Source organism: Pedobacter sp. HDW13, assembly GCF_011303555.1.
In the GTDB taxonomy this organism is placed as follows: domain Bacteria; phylum Bacteroidota; class Bacteroidia; order Sphingobacteriales; family Sphingobacteriaceae; genus Pedobacter.
In genome coordinates this window covers 937,810-957,193 of record NZ_CP049868.1, presented here as the reverse complement: position 1 = coordinate 957,193, position 19,384 = coordinate 937,810, and the positions used below count along the sequence as shown (strand labels likewise).

The following is a 19,384-nucleotide window of genomic DNA, read 5'->3' as shown; positions in this document are numbered from 1 at the left end:
GGTAATAATTAGTTTTGAGTTGGGGGTTGGAGTTGAGAGCTTGAATTTACCGAGGTCAACGCTTCGTAAAGTTTATTGGAATCACTAAACTGCAAACTCTAAACTCCCAACTGCAAACTCTTTTATCTATCTTTGCCACATATCATGAATCAGAATATCACTCCATATCAGGTAGCAGATGCAACCAAAAAAGAACAGGTTGCAACCATGTTCAATAATATTTCGGGCACTTACGATTTTTTAAACCATTTTCTTTCACTGGGAATTGATGTGCTTTGGCGCAAAAAGGCCATTAAAGAACTCGTTTCGATCCACCCGAGAACAATGCTTGATGTAGCTACCGGAACCGGCGATTTTGCTTTTGAAGCCATTAAAAAGCTTCATCCCGAAAAGGTAATCGGTGTAGATATTTCTGAAGGCATGCTCGAAGTAGCCAAAAAGAAAATCAATGAACGCAGTTTGAACGAAGTTTTTTCGGTTCAGGTTGGCGATTCAGAAGGCTTGCATTTTGAAGATCACACCTTCGATGCCATTACCTGTGCTTATGGGGTGCGTAATTTCGAAAACCTCGAAAAAGGTTTGGCAGATATGTACCGGGTGCTTAAACCAAACGGAAAAATGGTGATACTCGAATTTTCGAAACCCAGGGTTTTTCCGGTTAAGCAGCTTTACAGTTTTTATTTTAAGCAGGTAACACCTTTTTTCGGTAAGCTATTTTCTAAAGATCACAGGGCCTATACATATTTGCCCGAATCGGTAGCGGCTTTCCCCGATGGAGAAGATTTTATTGCGCTGATGCAAAAAATTGGTTTTAAAAGTACCAAACATAAAAGTTTAACGTTTGGAATAAGTTCGATATATACCGGAACTAAATGATAAAAAAATTAAGCCTCATTCTTTCACTCTTTAGCATTTCTACAGCCGCTCTTGCTCAAAACTGGGGTGGTGGTATAGATGATGAGGACTGGAGTTTTGGTTTTAATTTTCAATACATTTCGGCAGAATATAAAATCCTCAAAAAACAGAACTGGAGGGCGCCATTTTACGAGATGCCCAACAGCAACGGCGTTTCTTTCGATCCCGCTTCAGGTACCATGGTAACCAATTCGTTAAATTCGATTTCGAGTAAACCCTCGCAAGGCTTTGGTTTGGGTTTTGTAATGAACAGGAATATTTCCGAAAATTTCGATATCCGTTCTACACCTTCACTGATTTTTAGCGATAGGGTAGTGAGTTACGAATACGTACCTACCGATCCGGTTAATGTGGGCAACGGGCAAACCAAACATTTTCAAACCCTGGTTGATAAGAAAGTGCAGGCCACCATGTTCGAATTTCCACTAGGCATTAAAATCAAATCGAACCGCTTAAATAACTTCAGAGCTTACTGGCTGGGTGGAGCAAAGTATTCGATTGATATTGCCTCCAAAAAGAAAACTTTTGATGAAGGTGAAACTGCCGTAAACAAATTGCTCAAAAACGAACGGAATTATCTTTCATATGAAACAGGAATCGGTTTTGACCTTTATTTTGAGTATTTCAAAATGTCGCCCGAAATTAAACTGTCGTATTCTACCAGCGATATACTGAAGCATGACGATACAGCTTATGCTAATCCGATTGATAAGTTGAAATTGCGTCAATTCACGTTCAGTTTGATTTTTCAGTAGTCTTTAACATTCAAAAAAACTTATCTTTGTCTACGTAGGTAGATTAAACTGGTTTTTAACCGTAAAGTTTACCGTGACTTAAATTCATAAATATGTCTAAAATCGCATTAATTACAGGTGCAACTTCTGGTATTGGCGAAGCTTGCGCACATACATTTGCCCAACAAGGATACCACTTAATACTTTTGGCCCGCAGAGAAGAAAGACTGGCCAAAATAGCCCATCATTTGGCAGATAAATATGCGATTGAAATTAAACAGGTGATTGCCGATGTGCGTAGCAAAGAATGTTTAACCACTGCATTGGAGGTTTTACCAGCCGAATGGAAAAAGGTAGATGTGCTGGTAAATAATGCAGGTTTAAGCCAGGGATTAGACCCGATTGATAGAGGCAATACCGACGATTGGGATACGATGATCGATACAAATGTGAAGGGATTGCTTTATGTAACCAAAATTGTTTCCAACTGGATGATCCCGAACCAATCAGGACACATTATTAACATAGGTTCTATTGCGGGTAAAGAAGTTTATCCAAATGGAAATGTATATTGTGCCAGCAAACATGCGGTTGATGCCCTGAGCAAAGGAATGCGTATCGATCTATTGCCACATGGCATTAAGGTTACCGAAATTAATCCGGGTATGGTAGAAACCGAATTTTCGGTGGTACGTTTCAAAGGTGACGAAGACCGTGCAAAAAAGGTTTACGAAAACCTGGAGCCGTTAATTGCCGATGATATTGCAGACGCGATATGGTATGTAGTGAGCAGGCCTAAGCACGTAAACATTAACGATATGCTGATTATGCCAACTGTACAGGCAACAGCTACGATTATAAATAGAGGTTAGTTAGGTTAACTGTATAAACTGTTTAAATTGGTTAATTGAAAGATTAAACGATTAATAAAAAATGAAAATAATAATTGGCGACCGGTATTTACAATTAACCGGTTAACCAATTCAAACAATTAAACAATAATGGTATCAACAACAATAGATCAGGAAATAAAAAAAGCCATGTTGGCTAAAAACAATGCGCAGTTAAGAGGTTTAAGGGCTATAAAGGCTGCTTTACTTTTGGCAAAAACCGAAAAAGGTTCTGCAGAAGAAATTACCGAAGAAACTGAGCTTAAAATCCTTCAGAAACTAATTAAACAGCGTCGCGAATCGGCTGATATTTATAAACAGCAAAACCGTGAGGACTTGTATAAGGTAGAGGAAGAAGAAATTGAAGTAATTAACCAGTTCTTGCCAAAACAATTGGATAGGGCAGAGGTTGCGGCAATTATTGAAACGGTAATCAAACAATCTGGCGCTACATCGGTTAAGGATATGGGCAAGGTAATGGGTATGGCGAACAAAGAACTGGCCGGTAAAGCCGATGGTAAATTAATTGCCGAAATTGTTAAAGAGAAACTAGCATAGGGAGATTGAAGCTGAAAGACCAAAGCGGAAAGCTTGTTAAAAGTATATCTTGTATTTAATACTTGATACCTGTTCCAAGATGTTTAATTCCCGCTTCTTAATGCACTATGGCGAGTTTTTAGACCGTTTTCGATTTTATTTCAGAAAAATGGCAAAGAAATGCAAAAATTTAATTTTACTCTACTAACTTAGTAGCACAGTAGCATCCTATTTATATATATGACATACCAGGTAATAGAAGAAGACGGATTTAAATACATCGAAGCTGGAGAAGGCGAAACGCTGGTATTGCTGCATGGCCTAATGGGCGAATTGAGCAATTGGGGCCGGTTATGGATTATTTTAAAGACCGCTATCATGTAGTGATCCCTATTTTGCCCATATACGATTTACCCATTTTAACACTTGGTGTAAAGGCATTGTCGAGGTACCTGCACCGGTTTTTAAAATTTAAGAATTTAAACCAGGTGGTGCTAGTGGGTAACTCACTTGGTGGCCATGTTGGTTTGGTATTTACCGTTGCCCATCAGGAGTTTGTTAAGGCCCTGGTTTTAACAGGTAGTTCTGGTTTGTACGAAAACGCTTTTGGTGGTTCTTTCCCACGCAGAGAGAGCTACGATTATATTAAAGAGAAAGTAGAATTTACTTTTTACGATCCGGCTACGGCAACCAAAGAGCTGGTTGATGACGTATTTAAAACAGTTAACGATAGATCGAGAGTAATCCGTATCTTAACCATGGCAAAATCGGCTATACGCCATAACATGGCCAAAGAATTGTCGAAAATTACCATCCCGGTTTCGTTAATCTGGGGAAAAAACGATAAAGTTACGCCACCAGAAGTGGCCGAAGAATTTCACGAACTACTGCCTAATTCTGAATTGAACTGGGTAGATAAATGCGGTCATGCACCTATGATGGAGCATCCCGGAATATTTAATGCTTTTTTAGAGAAATTTTTAGACAGGATATTGTTAAAATAATGTTTGCTCAAGAAATCATATCGAATGTTATACCTACACTGAGAAGCGATGACACGGTGCAAAAGGCTTTAGATCGGATGAACGATTTTAAGCTAAAACATTTGCCTGTTGTTAATGAAGTTGCTTTTATGGGGCTGGTAGCAGAAGATAATTTGTTGAGCATCGATAATCACGATACCCTTTTAAACGATTCGTCTGTAAACCTGCTTAATGCTTTTGTACTTAGCGATGCGCATATTTACGATGTAATTAGGCTGTTGAGCCAGTTAAAACTTACGGCTGTTCCGGTTTTAGACCGGCAGAAAAGTTACGCAGGCATAATTCCCATCAGCAACATGGTTGATGCGGTAGCCCAACAATATGCAGTAAACGAGCCTGGTGGCATTATTGTACTCGAAATCAGTAACCGTGATAACTCGCTGGCGCACATTTCGCAGATTGTAGAAGCCGATAATGCACAGATTCTTTCTTCTTACGTGAATTCTTTTGCAGATTCTACACGTTTAGAAGTAACATTAAAAGTAAATAAAACTGAAATTACTTCATTGGTAGCTTCTTTCGAAAGATATGATTATCAGGTAAAAGAAGTGTACAACAACACACAGATTGATGATGGGTCGCAGGAGCGTTACGATTCGTTCATGAATTATTTAAATGTATAAACCTACTTTATGAGGATTGCAATTTACGGGAGAGATTTTAACGATACGGTTTTGCCGTACGTTCAGGAGGTCTTTAATCATCTGGCCGAACACCATATCCAGCCCGTTTTATATTCAAAATTCAAAACTTCACTTCAAGGCAAAATTAAACTGCCTGTTAATACCGTTGTTTTTCATAACCATAGCGAGTTAAAAGAGCTGGCCGATGTGTTGCTGAGCCTTGGGGGCGATGGTACATTGTTAGATACTTTATCGCTGATCCGCAATTCGGGCATTCCTGTAATCGGGATTAATTTTGGTCGTCTGGGGTTTCTGGCCAGTATCAATAAAAATGAGATAGGTGATGCCCTGGAGGCCCTGATTAATAAAGAATATACTTTAGATACCCGATCACTGCTTACTTTAGAATCAGAAAACGGTTTGTTTGGCGAAGAAAACTTTGCCCTGAATGATATTACCATTCACCGCCGTGATAATTCGGCCATGATGATTATTCATGCCTCTATGAATGATGAATTTATCAATTCGTATTGGGCCGATGGATTAATTATTGCCACGCCTACAGGCTCTACAGCATATTCTTTAAGCTGCGGTGGCCCGATTATTTATCCCGATTCTGAAAATTTTGTGGTTACACCTATTGCGCCGCACAATTTAAATGTAAGGCCAGTAGTGGTGCCAGACGATAATAAGCTTTCTTTTGAGGTCGAAGCCAGGGAATCGAAATTTCTGGTTTCCTGCGATAGCCGTACCGTAACGGTAGAGCGGTCAGTAAAAATTACCATCAAAAAAGCCGATTTTTGTGTAAATCTTATCCGCCTTAACAATGAAACGTATTTAAACACGTTAAGGAATAAATTATTATGGGGAATCGATACCCGTAACTACTAGATATGACGCCAAATAAACCACTCTTTCTCATCCTCTTATTTCTTTTGGGCGGGCAGCTTGTTCGTGCACAAGAGGGAGAGCCTTCATGGGAGTTGGGTTTAATGGCAGGTGGTGCAGGTTACATGGGCGATCTCAATCAAAACAATCCCTTACAAATTAGTGGTTTTTCAGGTGGGGCCTACGTTAAACGAAATTTCAACCAATATCTTGGGGTTCGTTTAAATTACACCTACGGACAGATTCAGGCTAAAGATTCCAAATCAAATAATGCCCAGTTCAGGGAAAGAAACCTGCAGTTTAAAACATCTTTAAATGAATTTAGCGGAATAGTAGACTTTAACTTCTTTAATTTTAATATTGGTGGCGGAACGCGGCAGTTTACTCCTTATTTGTTTACAGGTGCAGGTTTTGTGGTGTTTAAACCAACAGTAAAAGTTGATGGAGAAAAATACCGCTTGGATAGGCTGGCTACCGAAGGTCAGGAAAATGGCTATAGCAATGTAGCTTTAACCATTCCGTATGGATTGGGATTAAGGTACAACTATAAAGATACCTGGAGTGTTTTTACCGAAATAGGCTATCGTACACCATTTACCGATTATATTGATGATGTAAGCGGCCGCTATCCCGATAGCCCTGTAATCAGAGGAAATGGCCAAAACCAGGTTAATTTATCTGATCCTTCTGTCAACCAAATCGGATATCCCGGTACCCAAAGAGGCGATTTTAGAAAAAGGGACACTTATCTATTTGTTAGTGTTGGCATATCTTTTACCTTTGTATCCTCAAAATGCTATTCCTTTTAAGCTGATTTTGACATAATTAATGGGATTTAAAGAACAAATAGACTATAGCCGCCTGCCAAAGCACATTGCCGTAATTATGGATGGCAATGGAAGATGGGCAAAAGGCCAGGGAAAAGTGCGGGTTTTCGGACATGAGCAAGGTGTACTTTCTGTAAAAGATATTGTAGAAGGTTGTGTTGAGGTGGGGATTGAATACCTTACACTATATGCTTTTTCAACCGAAAACTGGAACAGACCCAAAGAAGAAGTAGATGCTTTAATGCAGATTCTGATTTCGACCATCAACAACGAAACCGAAACACTTAATAAAAATAATATTAAGCTTAATGCCATTGGCAATATCGAATCGTTACCGCAAGCCTGTATCAACGATTTAAAAGAAGCCATGGACAAAACTGCCCACAACGAAAAATGTACCTTAACATTGGCGTTAAGCTACAGTGCCAAGTGGGAGATTTTAGAAGCAGCCAAAAAAATTGCTGCTGAAGTTAAAAACGATACCATTTCTTTAGCCGATATAGATGAAAACCTGTTTTCGTCTAAATTAACAACAGTAAATATACCCGATCCGGAGTTAATGATCAGAACAAGTGGCGAGCACCGGATCAGCAATTATCTGCTTTGGCAGATGGCTTACACCGAGTTTTATTTTACTGATGTTTTGTGGCCGGATTTCAGGCGCGAGGATCTTTTCGAGGCCATTGTAGACTATCAAAAACGCGAACGCCGTTTTGGTAAAATTAGCGAGCAATTAAACTAATTTTTCTTTTAACACTTTTTAACAAGCGTTTAAACTAACTTAGCACCACTTTTATACGATAAATGAAACCATAACAGGGTAACGGTTTAAAGAAATATTTGCTTACAAAACATTGTTACCTTCGTGGCCATTACTGAACAAATTATTTTAATGAAAAGAATATTTCAAGTTTTAATCCTACTAGTTTTAGCCGCTCCGGCCTTTGCTCAAATACGTCCACAAGGTCAGGCGCCGGCAACCCCCTCTTTAAAGGTTGGTGGCTTAGATCTCGATTATTTTAGTCCAAAAGAATATATCATTGGTGGTACCACTGTGACCGGAACCCAATATTTAGATAAAGAAGTTTTAATTACTCTTTCTAAATTAACCAAAGGGGATAAAATTGTGCTTCCGGGTGAGGCTACGTCTGACGCGATTAAAACGCTTTGGGCGCAGGGATTGTTTGATGATGTAAAACTTAACATCGAAAAGTTTGTTCAGGATTCAGTTTACTTTGAAATTGAAGTGGTAGAGCGCCCGCGTTTAAGCTCTATCGATTTAAAAGGAATCAGTAAATCGCAAAGAACTGCCATTCAGGAAAAGCTTAACGATAAAACCGGTAAAATTGTAAACGATAACTTATACAATACCACATCGGCCATTGTAAAAAAATACATGCTGGATAAAGGCTTTTTCTTTACCACCATTGATTATAAAACCCGAAAAGATCCAAATGCAGAGAACAGTGTAGTTTTAGAGGCTTATATTGATAAAGGTAACCGCGTAAAAGTACAGCATATCGATTTTACCGGAAATACAGAATTTAAATCTGCCAAGCTTAGAAAGTACCTTAAAAACCCTAAGCAATTTGCCTGGTGGCGTTTCTGGGGCTCTGGAAAATTCTCAAAAGAGAAATACGAAGAGAACAAGGTGAAAATGATTGGCAAAATGCAGGAAAAAGGCTATCTGGACGCTACGTTGTTAAAAGATACCATTTACCAGTACAACAAAAAAAGGGTTAACATCCGCATGGATCTTTACGAAGGAAAGAAATATTATGTGGGTAGTGTAAGCTGGGCAGGTAATGCCATTTATCCCGATAGTATTTTAAATAAAGTATTAACCATCGAAAGAGGTGATGTATTTAGCGAAGAGCGTTTAAACAAAAAATTAAACGGTGGTGGCGAAAATGGTGGCGATATCAATAGTTTGTATACCGATAACGGTTACTTAACTTTCAACATCGATCCGGTTAAAACCATTCGTGGCGATACGGTAGATGTAGAACTTCGCATGTACGAAGGACCGCAGTACACCAACAACCGCATTACTTTAAAAGGTAACACCATTACCAACGATAAAGTGGTATTGCGCGAGATCCGTACCAAACCGGGACAAAAATTTAACAAAAGCGATTTAATTCGTACCATCCGCGAGATTGGTCAATTGGGTAATTTCGATGAATCTAAAACTGTTCCAACCCCGCGCCCTAATCCGGCCGATGGTACTGTGGATATTGAATATGCAGTTGAGGAAAAACCTTCAGATCAGATTGAGCTTTCAGGTGGTTTTGGTGGTGGCCGTATTATCGGTACCCTGGGTTTAACCTTTAATAACTTCTCTTTACGTAACCTGTTTAACCTAAAAGCTTATAAACCACTTCCAAAAGGGGATGGACAAAAATTAAGCTTACGTGGACAAACCAACGGTAAATATTACCAATCGTACAGTTTCTCTTTCTCTCAACCTTGGTTTGGTGGCGAGAAACCAGTAAGTTTTGGTGTAAGTGCATTTACTTCACTACAATCAAACGGTTTAAGTTCTGATAATGCTTCATTCCAGAAAATCCGTTTAAATGGTGTAACCGTAAGTTTGGGTAGAAGATTAAACTGGCCAGATAACTATTTCCAGTTAAGCCATGCCATTAACTTGCAGCAATACATTTTGAATAACTATGCAGGTTATTTGTTCAGCACCGGTACTTCTTACAACTTAAACTTATCACAAGAGATTAGCCGCGATTCAAGAGATTCGCCTATTTTCCCGAAATCAGGTTCGTTCCTGCGTTTCACTATTCAGGCTACGCCACCATATTCGTTGTTTAACAAAACCAACTATGCTACGGCATCTGATAAAGAAAAATACCGCTTTACCGAATACCACAAATGGAAATTCGATTCGCAATGGTACCAACGCGTAGTAGGCAATTTGGTTATCAAAGCACAGGCGCAGTTTGGTTTCTTAGGTCAGTATAACAAAGCCGTTGGTCAATCAGCATTCGAGCGTTTTAAATTGGGTGGTGATGGTATGCAAGGTTTCGATTTCTTACAGGGATCTGAGCTAATTGCGATGCGTGGTTATTCAAACAACACCGTTATTCCGGTAGGATCTGACCCGAGCATTGCACAACAATCAGGTAGCCCGATTTATACCAAATATGTATTAGAGGCACGTTACCCGGTTATTGCAAGTCAGCAGGCAACAGCATTTGTTTTAGCTTTTGCCGAGGGTGGTAATACCTGGAACAGGTTTAGCGATTTTAATCCGTTCAACATCAGAAGATCAGTAGGTGTAGGTGCGCGTATCTTTTTACCAATATTTGGTTTACTGGGTATTGATTATGGTTATGGTTTTGATGCTATCCCAGGCTTGCCTGATGCGAACAAAGGACAGTTCCACTTCAGTATCGCACAACAATTAGGTGGATTTTAATTGATAAAGAGTAAAAAATTAACTAATTATGCAATAAATCATTGCAAGTTGAGTTTAAACAAAGCTTAGGTTATTAACGATATCATTAAACACACACACAAATGAAGAAATATCTTTTTATCGCATTCTTAATTTGCACTTCTTTCGGTGCTTTTGCACAGAAGTTTGCTTACGTAGACACGGAGTATATTTTAAAACATTTACCAGAATATAAATCCGCTTTAAGCCAGTTAGAAGTTGCTTCTAAACAATGGCAACAACAGGTAGATCAGAACTTCTCAGAAATTGACAGGATGTACAAAGCTTACCAGGCAGATCAGGTTTTATTAACCGACGATATGCGTAAGCGCCGCGAGAACGAAATTATTGAAAAAGAAAAACAGGCTAAAGAATTTCAACGTTCTAAATTTGGCCCTGATGGAGATCTTTTTCAGAGCAGAAGTAAACTGATTAAGCCTATACAGGATAAAGTTGCAGATGCCATTAAACAAATTGCAAAATCTAAGTATCTGGATTTCATTTTTGATAAGAGCAGTGAAGCAACCATGATGATTTATGCAAGCAGCAGTTACGACGTAAGTAATGATGTAATTGTAAAATTAGGTTACAAACCGGGGACTGTAAATAATTAGTATATTCGCCCCTTTGATTTTAAGGAACAAACAATTAGAAAAAATAAAAAAAGTAAAATAGAACGATGAGAAAGTTAATTAACGTATTCTTTGTAACAGCAGGTTTATTGTTTACAGCGAATATGGCAAATGCTCAACAAAAATTAGGGCACATTAATTCTGAAGAGGTATTTGCAAATTTACCTGATGCTAAAGCAGCTCAAACAACTTTAGAAACCTTGGGTAAACAAAAGCAAGCTGATATTGATGCAATGATCAAAGAATATCAGACAAAATTGAAAAACGCACAAGACAAAGAAAAAACTTTAAGCGAGGCTAACAAAGAAGCTGTAGGTAAAGAATTACAGGTTGCTGGTCAGGAATTGCAGGATTTAGAGAAACGTATCACTGATGCACGTACAAAAGCTTCACAAGATATCGGTACTAAACAAGGTGAGTTATTCCAGCCAATCCAGGCTAAAGTTGCAACTGCAATTTCAGCTGTAGCTAAAGAAAAAGGTTTAGCATATGTTTTCGACATCGCAAACGGACAAGGTGGTAATAACTTAGTTTTCTGGGAAGGTGGTGATGATATCACAGCTGCAGTTAAAACTAAATTAGGTATTACAGCAACTGCTGCAAAACCAGCTGCACCTAAAAAGTAGTCCAGAGTCGGGAGTCTAAAGTCTCCTTTCCTGTTCAAAAATATAAAGCGGAATTAAGTTTAACTTAGTTTCGCTTTTTTGTTTTAGTTCATTTCCCAAACTTCTGTATCCGTCATGCTAGCATCTCAACTATCTTCATTATTTTGATGGTAATACTCTTGAGGGGATGCATACTAAATAGCGTATCATCCTGAGCCTGCGAAGGACTTTCTTAACTACTATTACATTACTGAGGAAGGTTTTAGGACTGGAAAGCTGAACATTAAAACGTTCCAACATTTTAACTTTCCAACATTTAAACGTCCACCCTTCCAAATTAAAACTACCTTTACAACAAAAACCACAATTAACCGATTTAAACAATTAACCCTTAATAAGTATGCAAGGTAACGCCCCAATAGGTATTTTCGATTCAGGTTACGGAGGTTTAACGGTATTCCGTTCAATTGCCGATCAGTTACCCGATTACAACTACATCTATTTAGGCGATAATGCCCGTTCACCCTATGGCGACCATGCTTTTGATACCATTTATAAATATACTTTAGAGTGTGTAGAGTGGCTTTTTGCAAAAGGTTGCCGTTTGGTAATCCTGGCCTGCAATACGGCTTCAGCTAAAGCGCTTAGAACCATTCAACAACGCGATTTGCCTGCCAAATATCCTGATAGGAGGGTGCTAGGCGTAATCAGGCCTACAGCCGAGGTAATCGACCAGTATACAACAACCAAGCAGGTAGGTGTAATGGGCACCAGGGGAACCGTTAATTCGCAATCGTATCTGCTAGAGATCAATAAATTTTTCCCCGATATACAAGTATACCAGCAAAGCTGCCCAATGTGGGTGCCGCTCATCGAAAACAACGAACACCTGCAGTCTGGGGCCGATTTTTTTATTCAGGAATATTGTAATCAATTGCTTAGCCAATCGGCCGGTATCGATTGTGTGCTGCTGGCCTGTACACACTATCCTTTATTAATGCCTAAACTAAAAACGGTACTTCCGGCTCATATGAACGTTTTGGCGCAGGGCGATATTGTGGCTGCCAGTTTGGTAGATTATTTAAAAAGACACCCTGAAATCGAAGAAAAACTAGGTAGACAAGGCGAAAGGCATTTTTATACCAGTGGCGATCCTGCAGCGTTTGATGAACATGCCTCTATATTTTTTGGCGAAGCACTGAAATCGAATAAAATGTAGTTTATTGGATCAGCAGGGGACGAAATTTCAAAGGTTAATCGGTTAACTGTTTGAATTGGTTAACTGAGAACTGCCAATTGCCAACTGAATACCAGTCCTTTACATTGGCTGTCTTTTTCAACCACTTAACTGACTCCAAACTGTCAACTCGAAACTACCTTACTGCGGTAAATTTTCAACCCTCACCAATACTGTTGGCGACGATAAGGCTTCTAAAAAGGCTACTACAGCATCTTTTTCGGCAATACTTAACTTTAAACCTTTTAATAACTTATCGTTCTTTGGTAATAAAGGATCATTAACCTGTTCGGGTTTAACGCGCTGGTTTGGCATACCTACATTATACATATTCATTACTCCGTCCATATCCGGAAACAAACCATTGTGGAACCATGGCGCGGTTTTCATTACATTCCTTAAACCAGGTGTTTTAAATTTACCTACATCTTCGGCTTTTTTCGTAACGTTATACAAGCCCAAATCTTCATATTTACGGCCATAATAAGTTAAACCATCATTGTGGAATTCGTTATCGGTAAAGAATGGCCCGTTGTGGCAATTAATACAGCGCGCCTTGGTGCGGAACAAGTGTAAACCCACCAATTGCTGATCGGTTAAGGCTTTTTTATCCTTAGACAGAAAACGATCAAAAGGAGTTCTTCTGCTTACTATGCTGCGCTGAAAGGTAGCTAGGCTTTCAAAAATGCGTTTATTCGTAATTTCTTTCGAGCCAAATGCAGCGGTAAAGTAAGGTTGGTATCCCTTAATCTTGCTTAGTTTTTTGGGTAAAGCTTTCATGTCCTGGTGCATCTCATTATGTGCCGCCACTGGACTACCGGCTTGCTCTTCGAGGCTGTTGGCCCGGCCATCCCAGAACAAGCGTTTGTAAAACCAAACATTCTCTAAAGAAGGTGCATTGCGGATATTGCTTAAATGATCGTGACCAATTGATACCTGGCGACCATCTGTCCAGTGTAAATCTGGCGCATGGCAGCTCGAGCAAGAAATCTGGTTGGAACCTGATAAACGTGGATCGAAAAATAAAATTTTACCCAGCTCTACCACACTTTTAACCGAGTCGTTTTTTAAATCGACAGGAGAGGTAGGGAGTTCGTCCAGCTCCTGAAAAATAGCACCCTGATCAACTGTAGGTTTTGGCCACTGGCTGGTTGGTTTTGAATATACTTTGCGCAGGCTATCAATACTCAGTTCATCATCGTCATTAAAATTAGCCGATTGAAAAGAAAATAAGATTAATCCGGTGAGAACGATGGTAAGCGCAGCAAAAACTCTATTCATGGGATCAAAAATAAAGATTTAAGCTGATATTGGAAGAAAAACGGTCTTTGCCGGGCGCACTTGTTAATACTCTCCCAAAATCCTTTAGGTCATCTCTTCTCCAATAGTTAAGTCCAACCTTAATTCCAGCCTGGATTTGCTTAAACATGGGTATGCTATAATCTCCTGTAAGGTTAGCCCCAAACTTTGAGCTTGTATTGTAGGCGTAATCGTAATAAATTACATTTCTGGTGAATACACCTTCATTCGCCAAAAGTACATTAAAGTCAGAGTCAAGATATTGATTATACAATCCGGTTACACTAATTCCCCAGTTGTGGTTGTTTTTATTCTGGTGGTTTATGCCGTAGCTTAATGAATAGTTGAGTTGGTTAAACCTGATATCGTTACCAGCAACACCATCTTGTTTACGTTCTTCATATTTACTTAGGCCTAAACCGAAATTGTGGGTGTACTGATTTTTCTTTAGCGTATAGCGACCTTTTATAGAGATAATGTTGTTGCTAAAAAGGTAGCTGTTAGCCAGGTAGTTATTAAGGTAGTTATCCCCCTTATTAGTTTGATAATTAAAATCCGCGCTTAGAGAATTTAAAGCCAAATGTTTTAACCAAAAAAGATGGTAGTTCTCACTAACTAAGTTGAAATCTATGAATTTAGTTATTCCGCTATTGGATCTGTAATCAAATTTTTGCTTTTCTTTCGAGGTTTGGTAGCTAAAGTTAAAATCACCGATATTCTCTGAATCATAGGTTAAGTATGCATCTATACCACTTCTGGTCTGATTGCTTTGAATCGTTCTATTGGTATTGGATTCTTCCGGTTCTCCATATCCGTTTATGAGATAATTAGTGAATTCAGGACTTACCCTTCCTTGATTGAGACTGTTGTTTTTATAAGCAACATTAGTTTTTTCGGTACCATATCCAATTCGATAAGCCGTACCAATTGTTAATTTTTTGGTGATATTATATCCAAGTGTACTAACTAAATTCAATTGATAATCATTTATTTCACCTCTTGGATCGTTAGTAGAATAGTGATCGCCAATTCTATAATTGGCACCTAATCCAATAGGTAAGTTGTCGCTTAGAATATTCTTACTTGCTAAAGTTTTTAGGTTGTAAATCGTTCTTTGATAACTGACATTTTTAACTGAACCATAATAGTATGGATTTGCCAGATTATTTAGTGTTTGATGAGCAAATGCCACACTATCTTCAACTGTTCTGCTATATGAAAATTGCCCCCATATACTAATTGATTTTAACTGTGAAATTCCTTCTGTGCTTAAAAAGGTGTTATTAATTTTTGTTGCATTTTGTGCTCTCATTAAATGTCCTTTTTCGAAATTGTGACCGATGCTTAAGTTGTTATAAGTTGCCGGCATTAATTTCTTGATGTAGAAAGGACTTGATTTTGCAAAATCATATGCTGCGAAGAGCGTTGAATCAGCAGAGAATAATTTGTTTTTTACGCTACTAGTTTGTGTGTCATCCTTCTGGCCATACGCCGTAAGTACAGAACTAAAAACTAAAAGCATATATAGAATCGTATTCTTCATTTTTGTTTTATTCGGTATTTCTATGGTGTCAACGTTATTTAAAAGCCCTCGGAGCTGCGAGTGGTAAGAAGTCAAAATCCTCAGCAGAGTTGTTGGTATCTTTCAAAATCCTTCTTCCATTCACAATACTTTCTGTTTTTCTAATTACTGATTGCGAAGAGTATGCGCCATTGGGCGCATAGGTGTATAGCGCATCCAATGTAGCGCCTAATTTTTTTGGAACACGTGAGGCAGCACTACTCGGCTGTACTTCCACTCCATCAATTATCAAATCAATTGGAATTTGGTAATATTTATCAGTATTTGATGTTGGCGGTGCAATTGTGGGATAAGGGTACTGAGGTAATTTTTTAATGTCTATAATACCTGTATTTTTAAAAATTACGTAACCCATCCGGCCTGGATTGTCGAAAATGAGATCTGTTCCACTATATGATAATACATCAACGTTTGGAACACTTGGGTTATCAATGTCCGATGCTAATGGTTTAGCCAAAAAGGGAGCATAATAGGCTTCGAAATCTGCTCCGCTTAAATCTATAGTTAAAGAAGGGTCTCTTACGGTAACTGTTTTTCCGTCAGAACCAGTAAACGGAGCCTTGTGATTTATTGCGGTTTGAGCCAGCACGATACTTTCACCCGGTTTAATAGGGTATTGTTTTCCTGTGCCTGGAATCATTAATAATGCTCTGGTATATATGTAGCCATTATTCGCATCTATACCTGTTGGCATGCCTTGTGATTTACTCCAGTCATACTGACTATTGTTTTGTCTATATATATTAGTTGAAGTGAAATTTTGGACGCCTAAGGCTTCAGCTATATATAAACTATCTGCATATAAAACTGAATCTGTATTGTTATATATTTCTATAAACTGATCGCGGAATGACGCGCCAGTTGTAGTATTAGAACCCGCATAATAAATCTGCTTAATTACCCATGGTCCGGTAGAGCCTGAAATCAGTTTTAGCTCAATTTGTTGATTATCTTCTACTGTAATGGTTTTCGATTTCTCTGAGGCATTAAAAACCACTTCCTTATCTACTTTTTCTCCAGTTAAAGCGGTGTAATCTGTTGATGGGATTTTAATAGAAGCTGATATGTCATAAACACCGGGGGAAATGGAATCAAGCGAAACGATGCCATCACTTTTAGTGATGTATTTTTGAATCAAGCCATTTTTAGCACTCTTAAATGTAACCTCAATTTTAGCTTTTGGCAATAACTTTCCTAAATCTTCTGAGGCATATGAAGCAATCACCTGGTATTTTACCGGGTGGATTCCTGTAACATTTCCCTGATATTTTTTACAAGCAGTTAAAGCTGCTGTAGCCAAAAACAATATGAATAATAATTTTCTCATCTTTTAAAGTTTAATAGATAATTCTGCTCCAAACGTTGGGCTGCTATTTGGATATTTATAAGCGCCAGTTGATGTAATGTAGTATGGACGGTGATTAAAAACGTTGTAAACATTAAATGCAAATTTGAAACGCTTTTTTATCTCTTTGGCAATACTTAAGTGGTAATTGGAAATTACACGTGGAAGATCGTTCTCTGATTGTTCTTCTGGTGAAATGTAAAGATGGCCATAAGAAGTATTTGTTTTATCGAAACTGGTAATGGCAGTATATTGGTTAAACCTATTATAGTAACCAACAGGAATTCTTGAGCTTGCTGTATTTATTTTTTTGTCTAGAAGATCGAATTCTGCAACGAATGATACAACCAGGCTTAACTTAGGGATGTGGGTTACACTTGTAACTCTTGCATTACTAAAATATGATTTTTTGTTTAAAGGCTCATAAACACCTATATATGCATAATTTGGATCTGTGGGAATAACATTAGGCATTTGATTACTTAAGGTATATGAATTCGAACCATAAAATGTCCTGAATAGGCCACCACTTAAATTAAACGCTGTTTTGATTTCTTTAATTTCAGGTGTATTTAGAATCACTTCAAAACCTTGATTGTCTGATGAAAGGTCATTTTTAAAAGTAGAGTAGTTGATGGCATATAGCTTAGAGCCATTTTGTACAACCGTTGGTTTTGAACCTGGATTAATAGTAGCTGTATATGTTGGCAATTCTATAGCTTGTAAAGTTTGAACTGTTGAAATTCCATTTCTGGATTTCTTACTATAAGCTGATATGGATAGATTGAATTTTTGTATTTTGATTTGGGCTGATAACTCAATGCTTTCACTTTTTGATGGTTTTAAGTTGACATTGGTAGGATCATATCTTTCTACGTACACCAAATATGTACTCTCATTAACTTTACCATTGTAAGCATTTAATAATGGGATCTCGAAGAAAGTGGGGCCTGGGTAACGCTGTGCCAAAGCTGGTGATTTGTATGATAAACCATAGGCAAGACCTATTCTAAAAGTTTTACTTAACTCATAATTAATATTGGTTCTTGGCGAAAAAGATCCATATCCGTTTTGTAAATCAGACCGAATACCTGCTCTTACATTTAATGGTTTACCTAGTATGGTTGCGGTGAAAAGATCTTCAATATAAAAGCCAATATCTTTTTGGGCAACAGCTAAGCTGAAGTCGTAAAAGCGTTCAGAGCTCTTTGTTCCTAATGAAGTGCTTGCAACCTTCGACCCACTTCTTGGCTCATTTGGGTCTATAGTTTGCCCGAGGCCTTTGTTTGCACTGTAACTAAAACTTGTTCCGAAAGAAAGATTGTGTACAAGATTCCCAGTAGCAAAACCACCTGTGAAATCAAGATTTGCCGATGCTGTTATTGGTCGGCCATCAATTAAAGATTTTGCTGTATAAACCCCAGTATCGTATGTTCCTTCATGAATGCCCGTTGTTGTAGCAGTGGTATATAAGACATAAGGATCATTCACTAATTCTTCTTTATAGCTTATCTGATGACCTTCAGAATACCTTAAGTTTAATCCAATATTTTTTAAGAATCCAGAGTTAACTCTATAATTGCTTCTGTTTGCAACACTAAAATTCCAGCTATCGAATTTAGAAGCTGTACTTTTTTCATCATCAGGATCAAATTTAATCCCATCAAGGTTTCTTCCATAATCTACACTGAGCGTGTTCTTTAGTTGTTTAGTTTTTCCAAATAAATTAGTCCACATGGCATTAGTGTTGATTCTGCGGTAGGCTTTTAATTTATCGCGGTTATCTTCGAAAGAGTTAACATAGTTTATACCAACATTTACAGCTCCATATTTAGGACTGATTTCAAAGCCTTTTGAAAAACCATAAGATGTAGCATTATCTCTTAATTGCATACGTACGTAAGCGGGAGACTTACCTGCCTGGCGCTCAATAATGATAGCACCATCAGTTAAATCGCCATATTTGGCAGGAGCAATACCTGCAATAACTTCAATACTTTCAATATTATCAGCAGGTATTTGGCGTAAATCTGTTCCACCAAAAGTGTAATCGCCAGTATATCCTGTTTTATCGTCGCCGGTTCCTCTTATGCCGTAGGCTCCACTTTTTACGAATGATTGGCCCACTCCTCCACTTCTTCCTGGGTTGAAACTCTGCATGTTCGCATTATTACTGATTGTATTTCCATCCATAATAATGGCAATACCAAAAGCATTATTAAGTTCGTAATCTCCTTTTCCATCAGTTGTAGGGGCGTAAGATGCCCTTAAATTGATGTTTTGTACGTTTTGTAAAGAGGGTGGCTGGATTTTTCTATTCGGAATCTGATTCAACAAATCGTTTACACTCAATGCCGGAGTTTGTTCAATCAAATCTCTGGTAATAATCAGTGATGAGTTGGTAGAACCCGAGTAATTTCGTTTGGCGTTGATCTCGATATTCTCCAGACTTAAATCTAAAACCTTAAGGGTAATACTGCCCATATTGGTTTCTCCGGCCTTAACGGTTACTGTTTGGCTTAACTTCTGGTAACCGATGTACGAAAATTCGAGGGTTAAAATGTTATTCGTTTCCGATCCGTTAACCCTGAACATACCATTCTTATCAGTAATGGCGTATTGGTTGGTTTCTACAATTTTGATATTAACAAGCTCTAAGGGCTTATTTTGCGGGTCGACCATTTTTCCGGTAACCACGTTCTTGATTTGCGCCAGCGCAGTGAAACAAACAAAGAAGAATAATAGTGATGTGTAAAGTTTCTTCAATTTAGACTAA

At 38.2% G+C, this 19,384-nt stretch carries 16 protein-coding genes and 1 pseudogene; 13 read left to right on the top strand and 4 right to left on the bottom strand.

The window, feature by feature from the left end; translation table 11 throughout:
• Positions 1-144 precede the first annotated feature (144 nt).
• The 13 genes and pseudogenes from ubiE to murI all read left to right on the top strand — a co-directional run bounded on the left by ubiE (position 145) and on the right by murI (position 12,364).
• Positions 145-876 (top strand): bifunctional demethylmenaquinone methyltransferase/2-methoxy-6-polyprenyl-1,4-benzoquinol methylase UbiE, encoded by a 732-nt coding sequence (ubiE, locus tag G7074_RS03905; RefSeq protein WP_199748311.1) that lies wholly within the window; start codon positions 145-147, stop codon positions 874-876.
• Positions 873-1,670 carry an outer membrane beta-barrel protein gene (locus G7074_RS03900; RefSeq protein ID WP_124559535.1) on the top strand — a complete coding sequence of 266 codons (798 nt, stop codon included), beginning with the start codon at positions 873-875 and terminating at the stop codon, positions 1,668-1,670. Before ubiE ends, G7074_RS03900 begins: the two co-directional genes overlap by 4 nt.
• A gap of 92 nt (positions 1,671-1,762) precedes the next feature.
• Positions 1,763-2,521, top strand: coding sequence for an SDR family NAD(P)-dependent oxidoreductase (locus G7074_RS03895; RefSeq protein ID WP_124559536.1), 759 nt, complete (start codon positions 1,763-1,765; stop codon positions 2,519-2,521).
• Between the two features lie 129 nt (positions 2,522-2,650).
• The gene (locus G7074_RS03890; protein WP_124559537.1) at positions 2,651-3,097 is read left to right on the top strand and encodes a GatB/YqeY domain-containing protein; all 447 of its coding nucleotides are present in this window, start codon (positions 2,651-2,653) and stop codon (positions 3,095-3,097) included.
• A 219-nt stretch (positions 3,098-3,316) separates the two neighbouring features.
• A pseudogene (locus G7074_RS03885) lies at positions 3,317-4,080 on the top strand (alpha/beta fold hydrolase).
• Positions 4,080-4,742 (top strand): CBS domain-containing protein, encoded by a 663-nt coding sequence (locus G7074_RS03880; RefSeq protein WP_124559539.1) that lies wholly within the window; start codon positions 4,080-4,082, stop codon positions 4,740-4,742. The pseudogene G7074_RS03885 and the gene G7074_RS03880 overlap by 1 nt, the downstream one beginning before the upstream one ends.
• A gap of 9 nt (positions 4,743-4,751) precedes the next feature.
• Positions 4,752-5,633 carry an NAD kinase gene (locus tag G7074_RS03875; RefSeq protein ID WP_124559540.1) on the top strand — a complete coding sequence of 294 codons (882 nt, stop codon included), beginning with the start codon at positions 4,752-4,754 and terminating at the stop codon, positions 5,631-5,633.
• A 2-nt stretch (positions 5,634-5,635) separates the two neighbouring features.
• Positions 5,636-6,439: a DUF6089 family protein gene (locus tag G7074_RS03870; protein WP_124559541.1), complete on the top strand. Its 804-nt coding sequence runs from the start codon at positions 5,636-5,638 to the stop codon at positions 6,437-6,439.
• A gap of 19 nt (positions 6,440-6,458) precedes the next feature.
• A complete protein-coding gene (locus G7074_RS03865) occupies positions 6,459-7,199 on the top strand; it encodes an isoprenyl transferase (RefSeq protein WP_124559542.1) in 741 nt (246 codons plus the stop codon).
• Between the two features lie 150 nt (positions 7,200-7,349).
• Entirely contained in the window at positions 7,350-9,890 is a 2,541-nt protein-coding gene (gene bamA, locus G7074_RS03860; RefSeq protein WP_124559543.1) for an outer membrane protein assembly factor BamA, read from the top strand.
• A 101-nt stretch (positions 9,891-9,991) separates the two neighbouring features.
• The gene (locus G7074_RS03855) at positions 9,992-10,522 is read left to right on the top strand and encodes an OmpH family outer membrane protein (RefSeq protein WP_124559544.1); all 531 of its coding nucleotides are present in this window, start codon (positions 9,992-9,994) and stop codon (positions 10,520-10,522) included.
• 65 nt (positions 10,523-10,587) lie between these two features.
• A complete protein-coding gene (locus G7074_RS03850; RefSeq protein WP_124559545.1) occupies positions 10,588-11,166 on the top strand; it encodes an OmpH family outer membrane protein in 579 nt (192 codons plus the stop codon).
• 379 nt (positions 11,167-11,545) lie between these two features.
• Positions 11,546-12,364, top strand: coding sequence for a glutamate racemase (gene murI / locus G7074_RS03845; protein ID WP_124559546.1), 819 nt, complete (start codon positions 11,546-11,548; stop codon positions 12,362-12,364).
• 159 nt (positions 12,365-12,523) lie between these two features.
• On the opposite strand, the gene G7074_RS03840 is transcribed toward murI, so the two are convergent.
• From G7074_RS03840 to G7074_RS03825, 4 genes are read right to left on the bottom strand one after another with little or no spacing between them, the layout of a single operon-like run.
• Complete coding sequence (locus G7074_RS03840) at positions 12,524-13,663, bottom strand: cytochrome-c peroxidase (protein ID WP_166207060.1); 1,140 nt, start codon at positions 13,661-13,663, stop codon at positions 12,524-12,526.
• Positions 13,664-13,667: 4 nt separating this feature from the next.
• Positions 13,668-15,224: a DUF6850 family outer membrane beta-barrel protein gene (locus G7074_RS03835; RefSeq protein ID WP_124559548.1), complete on the bottom strand. Its 1,557-nt coding sequence runs from the start codon at positions 15,222-15,224 to the stop codon at positions 13,668-13,670.
• A 34-nt stretch (positions 15,225-15,258) separates the two neighbouring features.
• Positions 15,259-16,590 carry a DUF4876 domain-containing protein gene (locus tag G7074_RS03830; RefSeq protein ID WP_166207057.1) on the bottom strand — a complete coding sequence of 444 codons (1,332 nt, stop codon included), beginning with the start codon at positions 16,588-16,590 and terminating at the stop codon, positions 15,259-15,261.
• Between the two features lie 3 nt (positions 16,591-16,593).
• A complete protein-coding gene (locus G7074_RS03825; protein ID WP_124559550.1) occupies positions 16,594-19,374 on the bottom strand; it encodes a TonB-dependent receptor domain-containing protein in 2,781 nt (926 codons plus the stop codon).
• Positions 19,375-19,384 lie beyond the last annotated feature (10 nt).

Coding starts and splice junctions, on each gene's coding strand:
- G7074_RS03835 (WP_124559548.1), bottom strand. CDS start 15,224: ATGAAGAATACGATTCTATATATGCTTTTAGTTTTTAGTTCTGTACTT.
- G7074_RS03880 (WP_124559539.1), top strand. CDS start 4,080: ATGTTTGCTCAAGAAATCATATCGAATGTTATACCTACACTGAGAAGC.
- G7074_RS03830 (WP_166207057.1), bottom strand. CDS start 16,590: ATGAGAAAATTATTATTCATATTGTTTTTGGCTACAGCAGCTTTAACT.
- G7074_RS03840 (WP_166207060.1), bottom strand. CDS start 13,663: ATGAATAGAGTTTTTGCTGCGCTTACCATCGTTCTCACCGGATTAATC.
- G7074_RS03890 (WP_124559537.1), top strand. CDS start 2,651: ATGGTATCAACAACAATAGATCAGGAAATAAAAAAAGCCATGTTGGCT.
- ubiE (WP_199748311.1), top strand. CDS start 145: ATGAATCAGAATATCACTCCATATCAGGTAGCAGATGCAACCAAAAAA.
- G7074_RS03900 (WP_124559535.1), top strand. CDS start 873: ATGATAAAAAAATTAAGCCTCATTCTTTCACTCTTTAGCATTTCTACA.
- G7074_RS03895 (WP_124559536.1), top strand. CDS start 1,763: ATGTCTAAAATCGCATTAATTACAGGTGCAACTTCTGGTATTGGCGAA.
- G7074_RS03865 (WP_124559542.1), top strand. CDS start 6,459: ATGGGATTTAAAGAACAAATAGACTATAGCCGCCTGCCAAAGCACATT.
- murI (WP_124559546.1), top strand. CDS start 11,546: ATGCAAGGTAACGCCCCAATAGGTATTTTCGATTCAGGTTACGGAGGT.
- bamA (WP_124559543.1), top strand. CDS start 7,350: ATGAAAAGAATATTTCAAGTTTTAATCCTACTAGTTTTAGCCGCTCCG.
- G7074_RS03875 (WP_124559540.1), top strand. CDS start 4,752: ATGAGGATTGCAATTTACGGGAGAGATTTTAACGATACGGTTTTGCCG.
- G7074_RS03870 (WP_124559541.1), top strand. CDS start 5,636: ATGACGCCAAATAAACCACTCTTTCTCATCCTCTTATTTCTTTTGGGC.
- G7074_RS03850 (WP_124559545.1), top strand. CDS start 10,588: ATGAGAAAGTTAATTAACGTATTCTTTGTAACAGCAGGTTTATTGTTT.
- G7074_RS03855 (WP_124559544.1), top strand. CDS start 9,992: ATGAAGAAATATCTTTTTATCGCATTCTTAATTTGCACTTCTTTCGGT.